13 protein-coding genes are annotated in these 20572 nt (G+C 34.8%); 10 read left to right on the top strand and 3 right to left on the bottom strand.

The genetic code is table 11. The annotated features are described in order from the left end of the window. Positions 1 to 8: 8 nt before the first annotated feature. Positions 9 to 1292: a UDP-N-acetylmuramoyl-tripeptide--D-alanyl-D-alanine ligase gene (gene murF, locus LPB88_RS01370; RefSeq protein WP_230712018.1), complete on the bottom strand. Its 1284-nt coding sequence runs from the start codon at positions 1290 to 1292 to the stop codon at positions 9 to 11. 115 nt (positions 1293 to 1407) lie between these two features. Continuing rightward, positions 1408 to 3093 (bottom strand): gliding motility lipoprotein GldJ, encoded by a 1686-nt coding sequence (gene gldJ / locus LPB88_RS01365; RefSeq protein ID WP_230712017.1) that lies wholly within the window; start codon positions 3091 to 3093, stop codon positions 1408 to 1410. 214 nt (positions 3094 to 3307) lie between these two features. Here gldJ and porU point away from each other — a divergent pair, with 214 nt between their 5' ends. The 8 genes from porU (at position 3308) to LPB88_RS01325 (ending at position 15620) form a co-directional block, all read left to right on the top strand. Next, on the top strand, positions 3308 to 7144 hold the full coding sequence (gene porU / locus LPB88_RS01360; protein WP_230712016.1) for a type IX secretion system sortase PorU: 3837 nt from the start codon (positions 3308 to 3310) through the stop codon (positions 7142 to 7144). A gap of 41 nt (positions 7145 to 7185) precedes the next feature. After that, the gene (porV, locus tag LPB88_RS01355; RefSeq protein WP_230712015.1) at positions 7186 to 8394 is read left to right on the top strand and encodes a type IX secretion system outer membrane channel protein PorV; all 1209 of its coding nucleotides are present in this window, start codon (positions 7186 to 7188) and stop codon (positions 8392 to 8394) included. A gap of 80 nt (positions 8395 to 8474) precedes the next feature. Next, positions 8475 to 8957 (top strand): cytidine deaminase, encoded by a 483-nt coding sequence (gene cdd, locus LPB88_RS01350; RefSeq protein ID WP_230712014.1) that lies wholly within the window; start codon positions 8475 to 8477, stop codon positions 8955 to 8957. 158 nt (positions 8958 to 9115) lie between these two features. Then, the gene (gene pdhA / locus LPB88_RS01345; RefSeq protein ID WP_026983801.1) at positions 9116 to 10114 is read left to right on the top strand and encodes a pyruvate dehydrogenase (acetyl-transferring) E1 component subunit alpha; all 999 of its coding nucleotides are present in this window, start codon (positions 9116 to 9118) and stop codon (positions 10112 to 10114) included. A gap of 6 nt (positions 10115 to 10120) precedes the next feature. After that, positions 10121 to 11770, top strand: coding sequence for a pyruvate dehydrogenase complex dihydrolipoamide acetyltransferase (locus LPB88_RS01340; protein WP_230712013.1), 1650 nt, complete (start codon positions 10121 to 10123; stop codon positions 11768 to 11770). A gap of 115 nt (positions 11771 to 11885) precedes the next feature. After that, positions 11886 to 13736, top strand: a complete 1851-nt coding sequence (locus tag LPB88_RS01335) for a hydrolase/aminopeptidase (protein WP_230712012.1) — start codon at positions 11886 to 11888, stop codon at positions 13734 to 13736. Positions 13737 to 14112: 376 nt separating this feature from the next. Further along, the gene (locus tag LPB88_RS01330; protein ID WP_230712011.1) at positions 14113 to 14664 is read left to right on the top strand and encodes a carboxymuconolactone decarboxylase family protein; all 552 of its coding nucleotides are present in this window, start codon (positions 14113 to 14115) and stop codon (positions 14662 to 14664) included. 77 nt (positions 14665 to 14741) lie between these two features. Next, positions 14742 to 15620, top strand: a complete 879-nt coding sequence (locus tag LPB88_RS01325) for a helix-turn-helix domain-containing protein (RefSeq protein WP_230712010.1) — start codon at positions 14742 to 14744, stop codon at positions 15618 to 15620. On the opposite strand, the gene LPB88_RS01320 is transcribed toward LPB88_RS01325, so the two are convergent. Beyond that, the gene (locus LPB88_RS01320; RefSeq protein ID WP_230712009.1) at positions 15617 to 16861 is read right to left on the bottom strand and encodes a glycosyltransferase; all 1245 of its coding nucleotides are present in this window, start codon (positions 16859 to 16861) and stop codon (positions 15617 to 15619) included. The genes LPB88_RS01325 and LPB88_RS01320 overlap by 4 nt on opposite strands. Before the next feature lie 114 nt (positions 16862 to 16975). Between LPB88_RS01320 and LPB88_RS01315 the strand changes: the two genes are divergently transcribed. Further along, positions 16976 to 17557, top strand: a complete 582-nt coding sequence (locus LPB88_RS01315; protein ID WP_230712008.1) for a tRNA-(ms[2]io[6]A)-hydroxylase — start codon at positions 16976 to 16978, stop codon at positions 17555 to 17557. A 53-nt stretch (positions 17558 to 17610) separates the two neighbouring features. Next, complete coding sequence (locus tag LPB88_RS01310; protein WP_230712007.1) at positions 17611 to 20367, top strand: AsmA-like C-terminal region-containing protein; 2757 nt, start codon at positions 17611 to 17613, stop codon at positions 20365 to 20367. Positions 20368 to 20572: the final 205 nt, after the last annotated feature.

Genomic DNA, 20572 nt, shown 5'->3' with positions numbered 1-20572 from the left:
TTTTACTTTTAAATATATTCTAATGTTCGCTCCAGCGCCATGCCTCTCGAACCTTTTATTAAAATTGTATTCTCATTAAAGTGAATTGTTTTAAGATATGCTGCAAAAGCATCAAAAGTTTCAAAAAAGTGAATATTACTATTAGAAACTCTGTTTTCGTAAAAATATTTTCCAATCAAATAACAAACTGAATTTTCTTGGTTTGCCAGCGAATCAACAATGATTTTGTGTTCTTCATGGCTTTCATTTCCAAGTTCAAACATATCTCCCAAAATCATTACTTTATTCTCATTTTCTAATTGCAAAAAATTAGTAATCGCTACAGCCATACTACTCGGATTAGCATTGTAAGCATCCAGAATAATATCGTTTGACCCTTTTTTCAACAATTGTGATCTATTATTTTCAGGAATATAGTTCTCAATAGCGTGTTTTACATCTGTTTCATCAACTTTAAAATACTTTCCTATCGCAACTGCCGCATTAATATTATTAGCGTTGTAAAGTCCAATTAAATGAGATTCTACAGTAAAATCCTCATAATCGACAACCACAAAAGGATTAGCCTTAATATTTTTAATATTAAGATTTGATTGGCTTTTATTTAAGCCAAAAGTAAACACCTCTATTCCTTTAGATTTTTCAATCTGAATTGGATCTTCAAGGTTAACAAATGCTAATTTCTTATATTTTAAAAGATATTGATACATTTCGCTCTTGCCTTCGATAACGCCTTCGACACCACCAAAACCTTCTAAATGTGCTTTTCCAAAATTGGTAATATAACCGTAATCAGGCTGAGCAATTTCGCACAAAAATTCAATCTCTTTTTTATGATTGGCACCCATCTCAACAATTCCTATTTCAGTTTCTTTTGAAAAAGACAGCAAAGTCAACGGAACTCCAATATGATTATTCAAATTTCCAACGGTAGCTTTCGTTTTAAATTTCTTAGAAAGAACTACATTAATAAGTTCTTTTGTGGTAGTTTTTCCGTTACTTCCGGTGAGCGCAACAATAGGCAATTTCAAATACGAACGATGAAATTTTGCCAACTCCTGCAATGTTTCTAAACTGTTCTCAACCAAAATAGTTCTCTCGTCTATAGCATAAGCTGCATTATCAATAATAACATACAAAGCTCCTAATTCGAGCGCTTTTGCCGCAAAAGTATTGGCATCAAAGTTCTCACCTTTTATAGCAAAAAACATAGAGCCCTTTTCAATCTTTCTTGTATCGATTGAAACTGAACTACATTGTAAAAACAAGTTATGAATGTCCTGAATATTCATTTAAATTTTATTTTATTGATCGTAAAAGTAGAAAAAAACAATAAAAAAATTCCAAATCCCATACTGAAATAATCAGCTTTTGGAATTTGGAATTTTTTATTAAAATTTCTAAAACCTAGTTTCTAGGTGATTTTCTTCTTTCAGATTTTGCACCTACTCTAGACATTGCACATCTAAATCCGATGTAATCAGTTGCCATATCCTGAGGGAAATATCTTCTTTGAGCCGGATCTAACCAGTAAGCTCTATCTCTCCAAGAACCACCTTTGTAAACTCTTACATTATCGTCGATTAACGTAGTACGTTTACTTGAGCTATCGTATTTTCTAGTCATTTGACCTAAACTATCAGTAGTGATATTATGCTTAGGAGAATTGTACATTGCCTGATCAGCTTTTGGTCCTGACTCAGAATCTCCAAAGTCAAAATATCTTGAAGATTGTTTGTCACCATCTCTGTAATTGATGTTATCACTTGTACTGAAATTTGTTCTCAAGTAAGTTTCATTTTCATCAACTGGAACCTGAGCGATTTCTCCTGGTAAGTTTGTTGCAACTTTTTTACCGTTACTCAATGTTTTGTATTGAATATTATCTTTAGTGATAATTTCAATTTTACCATCTTTACCAATTTTGTTTTTAGCGTATTGATTTCCTCTAAAGTAGTTGAAATCATTCGCTTCATTATCGATAATAGGTCTGTAAACGTCCGCAACCCATTCTGCTACGTTTCCTGCCATATCATATAATCCAAAATCATTAGGAGCATAGCTTTTTACAGAGTTTGTAATATCTGCACCATCATCTGACCAACCAGCAATTCCACCGTAATCACCGTTTCCTTGTTTAAAGTTAGCCAATTGATCTCCTTTATTTTTACGTTTTGCTGAACGTGTATAATCTCCAGACCAAGGGTATTTCTTTTGTCCTTTATATATATTGTATTCTCTTTGTCCAACATCTGCAGCAGCTGCATACTCCCATTCTGCTTCAGTAGGAAGTCTATACTCTGGCAAAATAACTCCGGAAGAACGTTGTGCGTAAACATTTTTTTCTTCAGGAACTACTCCATCTTTTCCAGCTTTTGGCCTTCTTCCGTTTGGATTTTTCTTTAAAACCAATTCTTCATTACCTCCATAAGTAGTACTTGGAGACGCAACGTAAGTTTCAGTATTAAATAAACTTTCAGCGCTTACATCTTGTGTTTTAGCACCTTTTTTAAGATATCCGTTTTTCTCTAAGACAGCTTCGTTAACACGATCTGTTCTCCACTTAGCAAATTCAACAGCTTGAATCCAGTTAACACCTACTACAGGATAATTAGCATAAGAAGGATGTCTTAAGTAATTATTAGTCATCGTCTCGTTGTATCCTAAACGATTTCTCCACACCAATGTATCTGGTGATGCTCCTTCATAAATGTTTTTGTAGTTTTCTTCAGTTGGAGGGAAAACTTTCTTTAACCACTCCAGGTACTCTAAGTACATACCGTTCGTAACTTCAGTTTCATCCATATAGAATGATTGAACATGTTGTTGAGTCGGTGTGTTATTCCAATCATGCATAACATCATCCTGTACTTTACCCATAGTAAACGTACCTCCTTCAACAAAAACTAAACCAGGGCCAGCCTGTTGTTTTTTTCCTGCGTTTCTAGCAGCCGTTCCATTCTGACTATCTACATCCCAACCTGTTGCTCTTGAAGCGTGACTGGAACTCGATTTTTTGCTACAACTAGCCGTGCCCAACATCAATACCATTGACATCATTAATTGCAAGGCTACAATTTTGTTTACTTTCATACTCATTCTTAGGTGATAAATTTAGGTGCTGCAATATAATAATTAACATTTAATTAGCAACATCTGTTCTAATAATTTTATTTAGCTGTTTTTTTACCAGAAAATAACCTATAGTTACGAACGCAAAAATATACTTTTTATTATTTACTATAACATGAAATACTATATTTTTACTTACTAAAATAATTTTAAATTAATACCCTATCCCCAGCTGATGAAACAAGCCTTAATCTTTTACTTTTTCTTAATCCCTTTTATCTCATTTTCCCAGATAAATGGAAGCTTTACATTAGATTGGCAAAATAAAAGAGAGATGAGTTTTGGCGATTCAAAAACGACGATTCCTTTCTTTTCAGGGAGCAGTTTTCGTTACGACACTACAAAAAAAAACATAACATTATTACTTAACCTGAATGAAACAGGTGTCTCGGAGGTAAATTCTGTGCAAGTAACAAACATCGTCTACGAATCAATCTCAATTGCAGACTTAGGAGATTTAACAAAAGAAAACATCCCTGAAAAGCCAAATGAGACTATCAAAACAGTCACTTCAAGAGACCGAAAGCAAACTTTTCTCTCTTTATATCCTATTATAAAAGAAGGAAACAGCTTTAAGCGAATTAAATCATTCTCCTATTCTTCAAATAACTCAACATCAAAAAACAGTAATAGCTCTTCTTTTCAAAAAGCAAATATTATATCAAATTCTGTCTTAGCTACTGGTGATTGGTATCGATTTTATGTTGAAAAATCCGGTATTTACAGAATTTCGAAATCATTTTTGCAAAGCTTAGGATTTGATCCGAGTAAAGTTGATCCAAAAAGAATAAAAATTTACGGAAACGGAGGTCAAATGCTTCCTCTTGCCAACAACATCTATTATCCGGACGATTTAACAGAAAATGCTATTCAGATTATAGGGGAAAGCGATGGCGTTTTTAATAATGAAGATTACATTCTTTTTTATGCTGAAGGAATTGGAAATTGGAATACCGAAAGCCAAACCAATCTTAACTTGTTTGACACAAAATCCTACTATTATATTACCGCTGTTGGAGCTGACGGAAAACGAATTTCAAATATTAATCAGCCTACAGGAAACAGCACACTGAACCTAACAACTTTTGACGACTATCAATATCACGAAGTCGACTTAACAAACATTGCTCATTTAGGACGTGAATGGCTCGGAGAATCCTTCGATATTAATCAAGAACAGGAATTTGAGTTCAATTTTCCTAATCTTGAAACTTCTACTCCTATAAAGATAGAGCTAAACGCAGCTTCAGCAGCCTACACACCTACTTCGTTTACTGTTTTTACAAATGGACAAAATGTTGGCATCATTAATTTTAATGCATTGGCAGCGAGTTCTGACATAAAATTCTACAACGGAAAACTTCCTTCAAACAGTACATTTACTGGCACTGACAATATAAAAATCAAACTAACCTACAACAATAATGGCGTTCCCGGATCAAAAGGATATCTGGATTATATCAATTTAACTGCAAAAAGAAAACTTCTTGGTTTTGGTAAACAATTTAAATTTCAATACAACTTAGCGGGTTCAACTGCCGGAATTGTAAATTACACCATCGGAAACGCAGCGGGAATTTCTCAAATATGGGACATTACAGACCTATATAATGTATCAAAAATTGAAAATCCAAATCAAGCCACTTTTAGCTTTAAGGCTACTTTGGGAGAAATTAGAAAATATATTGCTGTTGATCCATCAGATTATTTTACACCTTTAAAAGAAAGTCAATCAAAAATCGCAAACCAAAATCTAAAAGGAACTCTTTTTAAAAACACCCAAAATAGCTTTCAAGATATAGATTATGTAATTATCACACCCAAATCTTTACAATCTCAAGCAGAAAAATTAGCTGTTTTTCACAGAACTTATTCTCATTTGAATGTAAAAGTGATTTCATTAGAAAATATCTATCAGGAATTCTCTTCAGGAAAACAGGATATTTCGGCCATTAGAAACTGCATAAAATACATCTACGAAAATGCTTCTTCTACAGAAAGGAAAATAAAATATGTGAATTTATTCGGAGACGCTTCTTACGACTATAAAGACCGAATTTCGAACAATACCAACATTGTACCTATATATCATTCTATAATTAGCAATTCAACTGGAGAAGCATCATTTGCTTCAGACGATTTTTACGGACTTATGGATCCTGATGAAGGAAATATTATTTCATTTTTTGGAGGAATTGATATTGCAGTGGGAAGAATGTTAGTATCAAACAACTCACAAGCCGCAGAAATGGTCAATAAAGTTTTAGAATATCACGATTCTAAATCTTACGGTAATTGGAGAAACAATTTTGTTTTAATCAGCGATGATTCTGACCAAAGCTCGGATGCAACCATACAATCACGTCAAAACAATCTTGCGGATGTTATTGGCACCGAAAAGCCTTTTTTTAATATTGACAAAATAATTCTGGATTCTTATACTCAGGAAGCTTCCGCAGGAGGTTCGCGATATCCAAAAGCCAAAACAGATTTATTTGATGCTTTCGAAAAAGGAGCTTTAGTTTTCAATTATCTGGGACACGGTGGCGAAGACGGCTTGGCTAGCGAAAGAATTTGGGAAAAAGCAGACGGACAAAACCTAAACAATCAATACAAATATCCTTTATTTATAACCATTACCTGCGAATTTTCGCGATTCGACGACCCAACAAGGCCAACAGCAGGCGAATATACTTTTTGGAATCCAAAAGGAGGCGCAATCTCGATGGTAACGACAATTAGAGCTATTGGACAATTTAATGGTGAAAATTTCAATGACAGCCTTAGTAAAAATTTACTTTCTTACAGATCAAATCAATACACCACAATTGCAGAAGCACTCCGAATTTCAAAAAACGAAAACCCAAGCTCCTCGAGTAATGTTGTTTTTTATATAGGAGATCCTGCTTTAATGCTCGCTATCGCAAAACCGCGAATAAATTTAACAAAAGTAAATGATGTTGTGATTTCACAAACGATTCCTGATTTTAAATCTTTGGCTAAAATCAAAATTACAGGAGAAGTTACAGATGAAAACAATGCTATTTTAAGTAATTATAACGGAGAATTAGCAACAGCAATTTTCGATAAGTTAATCACAACTTCTACCCTAAATAATGATGGATATAGCCCTGCAATGTCATTTAAAACTCTTGGAGAAACCATTTTTAGAGGAAACGCCTCAGTAACAAATGGCCAGTTCGAATTTAGTTTTGTTGTCCCGAGAGACATTCGAATTCCTGTCGACAACGGAAGAATTAGTTTTTACTCAAAGAAAACCGGGACCCTGGAAAACCAAGCCGGCTACAACAGCATTATTAAAATAGGAGGAATAAATGAAAATGCACCTCAGGACAATATTAATCCAAAAGTTAAGTTATATATGAACGATGAAACTTTTGTATCAGGTGGAATCACAAACGAATCGCCATTTTTATTGGCTTTTCTTGAAGATGAAAACGGGATCAATACAGCAAGCGGAATTGGACATGACATTGTAGCGATTTTAGATGGAGATGTAAGTAATCCGTACATTTTAAATGATTATTATCAAACAAAATTAGACGATTACACCAACGGAAATTTACGTTTCCCCTTAAGAGATTTAGCACCTGGATTACATACTATAAGCTTTACTGCATGGGACGTTTATAACAATCCAGTAACAAGTGAAATACAATTTACAGTTGTTGGAGACGACTCCCTAACATTAACACACGTTCTTAATTACCCAAATCCTTTTTCGACTTATACCCAATTTTGGTTTTCTCACAACAGACCTTACGAACCGCTTGATGTGCAGGTTCAAGTGATGACCATTACCGGAAAAGTAGTATGGACAAAAAACCAAATCATAACAACAGAAGGTTTTTTATCCAGAGAAATAACATGGGATGGGAAAGACGATTTTGGAGATCGAATTGGGAAAGGAGTTTATATTTACAAGCTCACCGTAAAATCCAATTTAACAAATAAAAAGGCAGAAAAATACGAAAAGCTTGTCATTCTATAATAATCTATATATTTGCATTATAAATACCATTAGCTACATAAATGAAAAAACTATCACTTTTATTAATTTGTTTTTTAATTGTTTCATACGCAAAAGCCCAAGAACTTGTTCGACCTATTACAACTGGAGTTCCATTTTTATTAGTCGCAGCAGATGCCCGAGCGGCAGGCTTAGCAGATCAGGGAGTAGCCACTTCGTCTGACGTTTTCTCACAACAGTGGAATCCCGCGAAATATGCTTTTTCGGTAGATAAGCAAGGATTCTCAATCAGCTACACTCCTTATTTGACAGATCTTGCCAATGATATTTCTCTTGGCCAGGTGACCTATTACAACAAAATCAACGACCGAAGCGCCTTTGCAGGAAGTTTTCGTTATTTTGGTTTTGGAGATATCGAACTCCGAACAACCGGAGATCCAAGTGAAGCTACCAGAACAGTATCGCCAAATGAATTTACCCTTGATGGATCTTATTCTCTAAAATTGAGCGAAACATTCTCAATGTCAGTAGCAGCACGTTATATTAATTCAAATTTAAAAATTGTATCTGAAGAAGTTGACGCATCATCTGCAAGTTCTTTCGCAGTGGATGTTGCCGGATTCTATCAATCTGAAGAAATTGCTTACTCTGACTTTAACGGAAGATGGAGAGCCGGATTTAACATGCAAAATCTTGGTCCAAAAATAAGCTATGACAATGATGATTTAAGCTCAAACTTTTTACCGGCTAATTTAAGAGTTGGTGGTGGTTTTGATTTTATTTTTGACGACTACAATAAATTTGCTCTTAGCCTTGAATTCACTAAACTTCTGGTACCAACTCCACCGGGACCAGGAACCCCTGTAGATGCAAACGGAGACGGAGACTTTACAGATCCGGGAGATATTTCTCAGCAAGAAGCGAATTCAATAAACTACAAAAACTACAATGACATTGGTTGGGTTTCTGGAATTTTCAAATCATTTGGAGACGCTCCGGGTGGTTTTAGCGAAGAACTAAAAGAAATCACTTATAGTGTTGCCGGAGAATATATGTATCAGGATGCTTTTGCAATGCGTTTAGGATATTATCATGAAAGCCCTGAAAAAGGAGCAAAAAGATTCTTTTCTCTAGGAGCAGGTTTCAAATACAATGTTGTAAAAGTTGACGTTTCATATCTATTCTCAGCATCAAAAGTTAAAAATCCGTTAGAAAACACACTTCGTTTTTCTTTAACGTTTAACTTTGGCGACAAATATGAAGTTTACTAGATCCTAAAAATTTAAAAAAATAATTACAATCCAAATTTCTAACTATTTAGAAATTTGGATTTTTTTTCCCATAAAAAGAAATGAAAGAAATAAGCGTTACATCATCATTTAAAGTTTTTGACAGTTTAAATGAATTATCAAAAGACACACAAGACCTAATGAACGAAGCTATCGAAATCCGCAAGAAAGCTTACGCACCCTACTCACAATTTAGAGTTGGAGCGGCATTATTACTCGATAACGGAAAAATAGTACTAGGTTCAAATCAGGAAAATGCAGCTTATCCGTCAGGATTATGCGCAGAACGTGTAGCAATTTTTTACGCAGGAAGTATTTACCCGGAGGCAAAAATTGTAAAAATGGCTATTACAGCAGCCTCAGACACAAACCAAACTACAGCACCAATTCCGCCTTGTGGTTCTTGTCGTCAATCAATTGCAGAATACGAAATCAAGCAAGAGACCCCTATCGAAATTTATTTTATGGGCGAAATTGGAGAAGTTTACCAATCGGCATCCCTAAAAAATTTACTTCCTTTTATGTTTGATAAAAAGTTCTTGTAAAAAAAAGCCAAAAAGTGGCTTTTAAATTTTACTTCTTAATAGGAATGTCTTATTTTTGCATCCCGACCTTTCGGGCGCAAATTTGTGGGAGGAAACTATTTTGCGTTATAGGCAACAATTGATAACACAAACAAACTTTAGCAAAAGAAAGAATTCAGATGAAAGAAGTTACAAAAGAAGTATATTTAAAGTGGTACGAAGACATGCTACTTTGGAGAAAGTTTGAAGACAAACTTGCAGCATTATACATTCAACAAAAAGTTAGAGGTTTTCTACACTTATATAATGGTCAGGAAGCTGTATTAGCGGGTGCTTTGCACGCTATGGACTTGACCAAAGACAAAATGATTACTGCTTACAGAAACCACGTACAGCCAATTGGTATGGGAGTTGATCCTAGACGTGTAATGGCTGAACTTTTAGGAAAAGCAACAGGAACTTCTAAAGGTATGGGAGGTTCTATGCACATTTTCTCTAAAGAACACCGTTTTTACGGAGGTCACGGAATCGTAGGTGGACAAATTCCGGTAGGAGCTGGTTTAGCTTTTGCTGATAAATATTTTGAAACTGGCGGAGTTACTATGACTTATTTTGGTGATGGTGCTGCTAGACAAGGTTCATTACACGAAGCTTTCAACATGGCGATGCTATGGAAATTACCAGTTGTATTTATCGTTGAAAACAACGGTTATGCAATGGGAACTTCTGTTGAAAGAACTGCAAACCACACTGATATCTGGAAACTTGGTTTAGGATACGAAATGCCTTGCGGGCCAGTTGACGGAATGAATCCTGTAAAAGTTGCTGAAGCAATGACAGAAGCTATTGATAGGGCTCGTCGTGGTGACGGACCAACTTTCCTTGAAATGAAAACGTACCGTTACAGAGGACACTCTATGTCTGATGCACAATTATACCGTTCTAAAGAAGAGGTTGAAGAATACAAAAAAATTGACCCTATTACTCAGGTTTTAGATGTAATTATGGATCAAAAATATGCTACAGAAGAAGAAATTGAAGCAATTGACCAAAGAGTTAAAGACCTGGTTGAAGAATGTGTGAAATTCGCTGAAGAATCTCCATATCCTGAATTGCAACAATTATACGATGTAGTATACGCACAAGAAGACTATCCATTCACACCTCATAAACTATAATATATCATGGCGATAAAAGTAACAATGCCTCGCTTGAGCGATACTATGACGGAAGGTACGGTAGCGACTTGGTTAAAAAAAGTAGGCGACAAAATTAGCGAAGGAGATATCCTTGCTGAAATTGAAACAGATAAAGCAACAATGGAATTTGAGTCTTTCAACGAAGGAACTCTTTTACATATCGGAATTCAAGCTGGAGAAACTGCTCCGGTTGATTCATTATTAGCAATCATTGGTAACGAAGGAGAAGATATTTCTGCTCTTTTAGCTGGTGGTCCTGCTCCTGCCACGGAAGCTCCTAAAGCGGAAGCTGCTCCGGCTGCGGAAGCAAAAACAGAAACAGCTGCTCCTGCAAAAGCTGCAACTGAATTACCAAAAGGTGTTATAGTAGTAACTATGCCACGTTTGAGCGACACTATGACGGAAGGAACTGTAGCAACCTGGTTGAAAAAAGTAGGTGATACTGTTGCTGAAGGAGATATATTAGCAGAAATTGAAACTGACAAAGCGACTATGGAGTTTGAGTCTTTCAATGCTGGAACATTATTATACATTGGAATTCAAGAAGGAAGTACAGCTCCTGTTGATAGCTTATTAGCCATCATTGGACCTGCTGGAACTGACATTTCTGGAATTTCTGCAAATTATACTGCCGGAGGTACTGCAAGTGCTCCTGCTACAGAAGAAGTAAAAGCTGCTCCTGCTGCTGAAAAAGCACCAGAAGTTGTTGCTGAAACTTCAAACGGAGGAAGAATTTTAGCTTCACCATTAGCTAAGAAAATCGCTTCTGACAAAGGAATTCAATTAACACAAGTTAAAGGTTCCGGAGAAAACGGACGTATCGTAAAAAGCGATATCGAAAACTTTACTCCATCTGCGCAAGCACAACAACCAGCCGCAACAGCAACTTCTGCTGCACCAAAAGCTGAAACTGATGCTCCTGCTGCACCAAAAGTATTTGTTCCCGCTGGAGAAGTTTTCACAGAAGAGATCAAAAACTCTCAAATGCGTAAAATTATCGCAAAACGTTTAGCAGAATCTTTATTTACAGCACCTCACTACAACTTAGTGATCGAAGTAAGCATGGACGAAGCAATGGGCGCAAGAGCGACAATCAATACTGTTCCTGATACAAAAGTATCTTTCAACGATATGGTAATTAAAGCTTGTGCTTTAGCCTTGAAAAAACATCCAAAAATTAACTCTCAGTGGAAAGAAGATGCTATCATCATCAACCACCATGTTAACATTGGTGTTGCCGTAGCAGTTGAAGACGGATTAGTAGTACCTGTATTGAAATTTACTGATGCTATGAGTTTATCTCAAATTGGAGCTTCAGTAAGAGATCTTGCAGGAAGAGCTAAAAACAAAAAACTTGGACCACAAGAAATGGAAGGAAGTACTTTTACAGTATCTAACCTTGGAATGTTTGGTATCACTGAATTCAATTCAATTATCAATCAACCAAACTCTGCCATCCTTTCTGTAGGTGCAATTGTTGAGAAACCAGTAGTTAAAAACGGTCAGATTGTAGTAGGAAACACAATGATGTTATCATTAGCTTGTGACCACAGAACAATTGACGGTGCAACTGGCGCTCAATTTTTACAAACATTAAAACAATACATCGAAAGCCCAGTTACAATGTTGGCATAATTTTCATTGTCAGCCTGAGCTAAATCGAAGGTAATTCATAATAAAATCCCGTTTTGTTTATTCAAAACGGGATTTTTTGTTTAATTTTCATCCTTAAATTCAACATCTCTTAAAAATGAAAAAAATAATCCTTGTAACTTTATTCTTGACAGCGCTGGCGTGTCAGAAGAAAGACCAGACAGAAAAAACCACGACTGTCAAAGACGAGCACTCCTATTCTAAACCAGAATTGGCCGTTGTTAAACATTTAGATCTTGACATTAAAGTCGATTTTGACACTCAAACTATTTCAGGAAAAGCTTCCTGGTTAATTGACAATATCAGCAAAGGAAACGAAATTATCTTCGACGAAAACACCTTAAACGTTACTAAAGTGACTTTAGGTGACGACGAAAAAGAAACTAAATTTGAACTTGGTGCAGCCGCTGAATTTCACGGAAAACCTCTTAAAATTACTATTGAACCAAATACCACTAAAGTAAACATCTATTATAGCACAACTAAAGATGCTGTTGCTTTACAATGGCTAACACCGGAACAAACTGCCGATAAAAAGAAACCTTTCGTTTTCTCTCAAGGAGAAAGTATTTGGTCACGTACCTGGATTCCATGTCAGGATTCACCGGGAGTACGTTTTACTTATAATGCAAAAGTTACAGTTCCTAAGGATTTAATGGCCGCAATGAGCGCATCGGTAAATCCGCAACAAAAAAATGACACAGGAGTTTATACTTTCAAACAAGACAAAGCAATTCCTTCTTATTTAATGGCAATTGCAGTTGGAGACATCGAATTCAAAGCAATAGACAACAGAACCGGAGTTTATGCAGAACCATCTTTAATTAAAAAAGCAGCTTGGGAATTTGCCGAATTAGGAAAAATGGTCGTTGCTGCCGAAAAACTTTACGGACCATACCGTTGGGGACGTTATGATGTATTGGTTTTACCTCCAAGTTTCCCTTATGGCGGAATGGAAAACCCAAATTTAACTTTCCTTACTCCTGGCGTTATTGCCGGAGATCGTTCTTTAACGAGTTTATTGGCGCATGAATTAGGTCATAGCTGGAGCGGAAATTTAGTTACAAACGCAACTTGGGATGATATTTGGTTAAACGAAGGCTTTACTACTTATGTAGAACACAGAATTGGAGAAGAAATTTTTGGGAAAGAAGAAGCTGAAATGCAAGATGTTCTAACCCGTAAAGACTTAGACGATAATATTGCCGAATATGGCGCAACAAATCCAGACACAAGATTAAAAGTTAGCCTTACGGGAAGAAATCCTGATGACGGAATTAGCCAAATTCCCTATGTAAAAGGATACAATTTTCTGAAGGTAATTGAACAAGCTGTTGGACGCGAAAAATTTGATCCGTTTATTAAAAATTATTTTGATGCACATGCTTTTCAGTCTATTACAACAGAAGATTTTGTAAAATATATAAACGATAATCTTATTAAAGGAGATAAAGCCCTTGCCGATAAAATTAAACTAGACGAGTGGATTTACAAACCGGGAGTTCCATCTAATATTACTTCTGTTCATTCTGATGATTTTACTGCAATTGATAACATTCAAAAAGAATGGAGAAAAACAGGCGTAAAAGGATTGAGTCAAAAAATAAAATCGACTACAGAAAAACAGCATTTTATTGATTATTTACCAGCTGATATGACTGCTGAAGAAATGGCTGCAATTGATGCCGAATTCAGTTTTACTAAAAACGGAAACTTCGTAATCAAACGCCAATGGTTTGTTCAGGCAATTCGTCATCAATACAAAACGGCTTATCCTGCAATCGAGCAATTCATGATCGCAACCAGCAGAACGGGATCTTTAATGACTCTTTATAAAGAACTTGTTAAAACTCCAGAAGGGAAAGTTTGGGCAAAACAAATTTTTGATAAAGCAAAATCAGGTTATCACGCGACAACGGTTCAAGCTGTTGGAGATTTATTGAAATAGTTTTCAGTTACAGTAAACAGTTTACAATTTTACAGTTTATATCCCCGATTATCCATATCGATAATTCGGGGATTTTTTTATCCCGCAGGGATTTCATGTTGGTAGAAAAACAACATTCATTTTGATCATTTGTCCCGTTAGGGACTACACCAATACGCAATAACATGTAGTCCCTAACGGGACAAATGCCTATAATACCTTGAATATTTCTACCAACATGAAATCCCTACGGGATAAAACTATTCGATTTGATTTACAGTACGGGAAAATTGTCCATTACATAGCGTAAATTCTCCATGTTCTAAAATCTGTCATCGTTGCACCTTTGTAATGTCAAAAGACAACAAATAAAAACAACTTTAAAAAATTAAATAAGATGACACGATTAACAGCATTAAACCCAGAAGAAGTAACAGGAAAAACAAAAGATTTATTCAACGCTGTACAAGCTAAATTAGGAGTTGTTCCGAACATGATGAGAACAATGGGAAATTCTCCTGCAGTATTAGAAGGATATTTAAATTTAAGCGGTGCTTTGAGCCACGGAAAATTAAGCACAAGAACTGGCGAATTATTAGCTTTAACAATTTCAGAAAAAAACTCATGTGATTATTGCGTAGCCGCTCACACTTTTATTGGAGAAAAATTATTAAAAACTGATCCACAAGTTTTACAAGATGCAAGAACAGGAAACTCTGCAGATGCAAAAACAGAAGCTATTCTTCAATTTGCTAAAACATTAATAAGCAAAAATGGGTTAGTAAATAATGAAGATGTGAATGCAGTTAAAAATGCAGGAGTTTCAGATGCAGAATTAGCCGAAACTGTAGCGCATGTAGCCCTGAATGTTTTAACGAACTATTTCAATAATACTGCTAACACAGAAATTGATTTCCCGGCAGTTCCAAGTTTAGAGCTTCAAAAGTAATTCAAACAAAAAACAATGTATAAAGATAGTTGTGAATTTATTCATGACTATCTTTATATTTTCAAAAAGCAGTTATTATGAGCAATCAGAATGTTTTTACTTTAATAAACCCGCAAACTGGTAATCTGGCTTTCAAACTTCTTCCTTTTGGTGACAACAGCCACTTTGATCATTTGCAACGCAATAATTTTTTCTCTATAATTTGGGTTACCAAAGGAAAGGGAAAAGTAAAAGCTGATTTTGCCGAGCATCATTTTGAAGAAAACTCACTCCTCGCCTTTTCACCTTATCAACCTTTTATGCTTTGCATAAACGAGCCAATTGAAGGAATTGCGATTCACTTTCATCCGGATTTCTATTGCATACACATGCATCAAAAAGAGGTTTCCTGCAGCGGCGTTTTATTTAATAATGTATATCAGCCGCCATTTGTTAAAATTACCGATGAAGCTTCTGCCACTTTCAGAATGGTTTTAGACCAGATGAAAATAGAAATTCAAAATACAAATCTTGCTCAATATGAATCGTTGGTTTCGTATTTAAAGATATTTTTGATTACAGCTTCGCGATTAAAAAATCAGCAATTAGAAGAAATGAAATCGGTTCCAAATACTAAAGAACCTTTTATTCTTCAAAATTTAAAAGATGCTATCGAAGATAATTTCAAAACCAAACATTCTGCCGGAAATTATGCAGATCTGTTGAATATTTCGGCGAAAGCCTTAGCTAAAATATCCAAAAACTACTTCAACAAAACTCTAACGGATTTAATCGCCGAAAGAATTATAATTGAAGCCAAAAGAGAATTGTACATGACCAACAAAACGGTAAAAGAAATCGCATACGAACTAGGTTATGATGACGAACATTACTTTAGTCGATTTTTTAAAACAAATGCAGATGTTTCTCCACAATTATATCGCGAAACGGTAGGTTTTGGAAAAATGGAAGCTTAATTTTTATTTTTAGCCTCGATCCATTTTGCCATGTATTTGGTACTTTTCAGCGTATGATGCTGAAGCAAACTTCCCATAAAATTTTGCAAACGATGGCTTTCAGAATCATTTAGCAATGCATTAATCTTTGCAACTAAAGCCGTAGAATATTTGCTTAGCTGATAACATTCATTGACAATCGCAACTCCGTTTTTTTGTGATTGTTTCCACAAATTTTCGTCTTGATACAACTCAACTGCTTTTTTGGCAAACACCTCAATATCATCCGTAATAAAACCATTCCAGGGTAAATCTGCGTGCATTGCTTCTGAACCAATTGTAGAAGTCATACTTGGCGTTCCGCATTGCATCGCCTCCAATAATTTCCCTTTTAAACCTGCTCCAAAACGAATTGGCGCCAAAACAACTCTCGCATTTTTCACCACTTCATTTGCATCTTTGGCTCTTCCCATAATAAGAAATCCATTTTTAGACTGATGCAATTGCAGTACTTTCTGCGAAGGATAAGCACCATAAACCTCCAAAACTGCTTCCGGAAATTGCATTTTGATTATAGGCCAAATTGTCTCTTTTAAATATTGAACTGTATTCCAATTGGGTTCATGAAGAAAATTCCCGATGAAAACAAAATTTTTCCGTTCTTCAAATGAGGGTAATTTCAGAAGATCCAATTCAGACATTTCATAAACCAAAAATGGTAAATAATGCAGTAAATCTGAATCGATTTTAAAAACCTCTTTTAAGATTTTCATTTCAAATTCAGAAATAATAAAAGACAAATCACATCTTAAAATACTGGCAATTTCGCGTTTTGCAACTTCTTCAGATAACAAATCAAGAAATTCGAAAGTTCTGTTTTCTTTAAATGCTTTCTGTCTTGCCGTTCTTAAACAATGTAAATCCTCAGTATCTAACAATCGAATTGCTTTTGGACAATTTTCGGCAACGCGCCAGCCAAATTGCTCTTCGATCATAAAACGATCAAACAAAACTACATCCGGATTTAGCTCTAAAATAAAATCATCAAAACTGGAATTATTCAATTCAATTGATTTTTTCTCTATTCCAAATTCAGACAAATCTGCCATAAAATCACTATCCATGGCCGGGCTTGCAAATGTAATTTCAAATCCGTTTTGTTTAAAAATGGAAATTAATTGCATCATTCTGCCGCCAGCCGCAGACGAATTTGGTTCGGGCCAGACAAAACCAATAATTAACAGTTTTTTCGTTTGATTCATTTTCATTGTTTACAATATACAAAATAATGCTTTTTTACGCTCATTTGCACGATATTTCCTGATTTTTGGTCAGAAAAATGACTAATTTTGCAGAATACAAATTTCTGATAAATTATGTTAGGATTAAAATTAGCGACAGACCCACGTTGGGTAAACATTGTAGAGTCGAATATCGAAGAGATTCTAACAGATCATGCTTGGTGTGAGCAAAAAGCAGCTTCAAATGCGATTAGTTTAGTTACTTACAATTCTGAATTAGAAGAATTAGTAACTGAAATGCTTGTTATTGCCAGAGAAGAATTAGAGCATTTGCAAATGGTGCATGATATTATCAAAAAAAGAGGCTTGACATTGGGGCGCGAAAGAAAAGACCATTATGTAAATGAGCTTTTTAAATTCATGAAAAAAGACGGAAGCCGAAAAGATGCACTTTGCGATCGTTTATTATTTTCAGCCATGATTGAAGCCAGAAGTTGTGAGCGTTTTAAAGTACTTTCAGAAAACATAAAAGACGAAGAATTAGCAAAATTCTATCGTGATTTAATGATTTCTGAAGCAGGACATTATACTACATTTTTAGGATTTGCAAGAAAATATACTGACAATATAGATATTGATAAACGCTGGAAGGAATGGATTGAATACGAAGGTTCTATTATTACCAATTACGGAAAAAACGAAACCGTACACGGATAATATCCCTATTAAATTCAGTTTTCGTTTTTTACCTATAAACACCACAACTTGTTATGTCTACAAATAAAATAAAGTCCATTTTACTAAAAACGGCTAAATACCTGGGAATTACTTTTGTTGTTATTATAGGATTATTATTCCTTACTCCTATTATTTTTGCTGATACGATTAAGGAGCAAATTAAAAAAATTGCCAACGAGAAACTAAGTGCAGAATTGAATTATTCTGATGTTTCTGTTTCGTTTTTTCAGCATTTTCCTTCTCTGACTTTAACTTTAAGCGACTTAAACCTTAACGGATCAATTCCGTATAAAAACGAGAAATTCATCACAGCCAAAGAGATTTCTTTTGGAATAAATGTGGCAAGTTTAGTTTTTAGCAAAGAGGTGAAAATTGACCAAATTTATTTATCAGATTCGTTTATTAATGTAAAAGTAAATGAAAAAGGGGAAGCGAATTACAACATTTACAAATCATCTTCACAAGCTGAAACTTCTAAAGACAGTTCTGAAACTGCCTTAAAACTGGAAAAAATTGAGATTCTAAACAGTAAAATAATTTACGATGACAAATCGACGAAAGTTCATTTTGACGCTTTTGGATTTGATTATTTAGGAAAAGGAGATTTGAATAAAGCCGTTTTTGACTTGTATTCAAAAGCCAAAATCGAGAAATTAAATATTGTTTACGAAGGCGAACCTTATTTAATGAACAAGAAAGTCGACGCCGATTTGATTACCAAGGTAAACGTAAACTCGTTATCTTTCTTTTTCCAGCAAAACAACTTAAAAATCAATCAACTTTTAGTCGATTTTAAAGGAAAATTCAACTTCTTGAAGGACGGTTACAATATGGATTTTGTCATAAAATCAGACAATAGCGACTTACATGACGTTTTTACGGCTCTTCCTCCAAAATACATTACCTGGCTTTCTAAAACTCAATTAAAAGGAAATACCAATTTACTTTTTACTTTAAAGGGTGACTATATCGCTTCAGAAAATATAGCTCCGGATCTTAATCTGGATGTAAAAATAGACAGCGGATTTGTAAATTATAATAAAAGCGCATTTCCGGTTTCGAATCTTAATTTAGAAGTTAAAACCAAGGTTCCGTCTCTAAATCCGGATCTTCTTATTGTCGATGCTAAAAATCTATCTTTAAACATTAACAAAGATTATTTAAAATCGAAGTTCTATGTTAAAGGTGTAAATACTCCTGATATTAATGCCGATTTTAAAGCTAATATTGATCTTGGAAAATTAATGCAGGCACTAGGAATTCCTAATGTTGTTCTAAAAGGAAACTTAGCGGGAGATGTAAAAGCAAACGGAAAATTTGATCCAAAAAACAAAATTCTTCCAGTTACAAATGGAGTTATTAACTTGGAAAATGGTTATTTGAAAACACCATATTATCCAAATCCGATCACAAATATTACAATAAAATCTAAGATTGAGAACCAAAAAGGAACTTTTGATGATTTGAAAGTAAGCTTGAAACCAACTCAATTTACTTTTGAAGGGAAACCTGTTTTTGTAGAAGCCGATTTGAGTAATTTCAATGATTTGACGTACAACATCAAAGCAAAAGGAGAATTGGATGTCAATAAAATCTATAAAGTTTTCTCTCAAAAAGGACTTGATCTTGATGGTTTCGTAAAAGCCGATTTAGTCATGAAAGGAAAACAAAGTGATGCCGAAAAAGGAAATTACCGCAAACTTTACAACAAAGGAACACTTGAACTTAGAAACATTGGAATAGCATCAGAATATCTTCCTAAGAAATTCATCATTAAAGAAGGTATATTCAAAATCAATCAGGATAAAATGTCCTTCAATAACTTTTTGGCAGCATACGGCCAATCTGATTTTAGAATGAATGGTTATTTGCAAAACGTTTTTAACTACGTAACCACTAATACAGGCGTTTTAAGAGGTTCTTTTAAAGTCACGTCGCGATATATTAATGCTGATGAGTTTATGTCGAGCACTCCGCCAAATACATCTGTTACAGAAAACAAAACAGAGACTCAACCTAAATCTCAACCGGCGCAAAAAGGAGTAATTATTATTCCAACCAATTTGAATTTGCAGTTTACAGCGAATGCTCAAAAAGTAAATTTTGACAAACTAAACCTTCTAAATGCAGTTGGAAATCTAAGCATGAACAAAGGTAAACTGAGCATGCAAAACACAGGCTTCAATTTAATTGGCTGTGCCGTTACTATGAATGCGAATTATCAAGCCATCACACCTAAAAAAGCAAATTTTGATTATGCTATTAAAGCGTCAGATTTTGATATTAAAAGAGCCTATAATGAGATTGAGGTTTTTAGAAAAATGGCAAGCGCCGCCGAAAAAGCACAAGGAATTGTTTCTGTAGATTATCAATTAAAAGGCCGCTTAAACGCTAATATGGACCCTGTTTACCCATCACTTGTTGGCGGCGGAACACTTTCTATAAAAGACGTAAAAGTAAGAGGCTTAAAAATGTTTAATGCTGTAAGCAAAGCAACAAATTCGGAATCAATGCAAAATCCGGATCTTTCTAAAGTTGATATCAAAACAACTATTAAGAACAATATCATGACCGTAGAACGCTTTAAATTTAAGTTTGCAGGCTTCAGACCAAGAATCGAAGGCACAACAAGCTTAGACGGAAAATTGAACTTAAAAATGCGTTTAGGCTTACCTCCTCTTGGAATCTTCGGAATTCCGTTGACCGTTACAGGAACACAGGATAATCCAAAAATAAAAGTGGGAAGAAAATCTAATGATTTAGAAGAAACAAAAGATACTGAGGAATAAAGGGGAAAATTCCAAATTTAGAAATTCCAAATTCCAATTCTGGATTGTAATTTTTATAACGAAACCTATACAGACCTTTGTCAAAGTTTAAAACTTTGACAAAGGTTTTTTCTTTATCTGAAATCCCGATCGCAATCTTGTCATTTCGACCGAAGGGAGAAATCACACTAGTTAACACATAGTTGAGAACGCATTATTATCGAAT

The sequence above is a fragment of the Flavobacterium sp. JAS genome (genome assembly GCF_020991455.1).
Classification (GTDB): domain Bacteria; phylum Bacteroidota; class Bacteroidia; order Flavobacteriales; family Flavobacteriaceae; genus Flavobacterium.
Note: the sequence above shows the minus strand (reverse complement) of the source record. Positions and strands in the feature narration are given on the sequence as shown.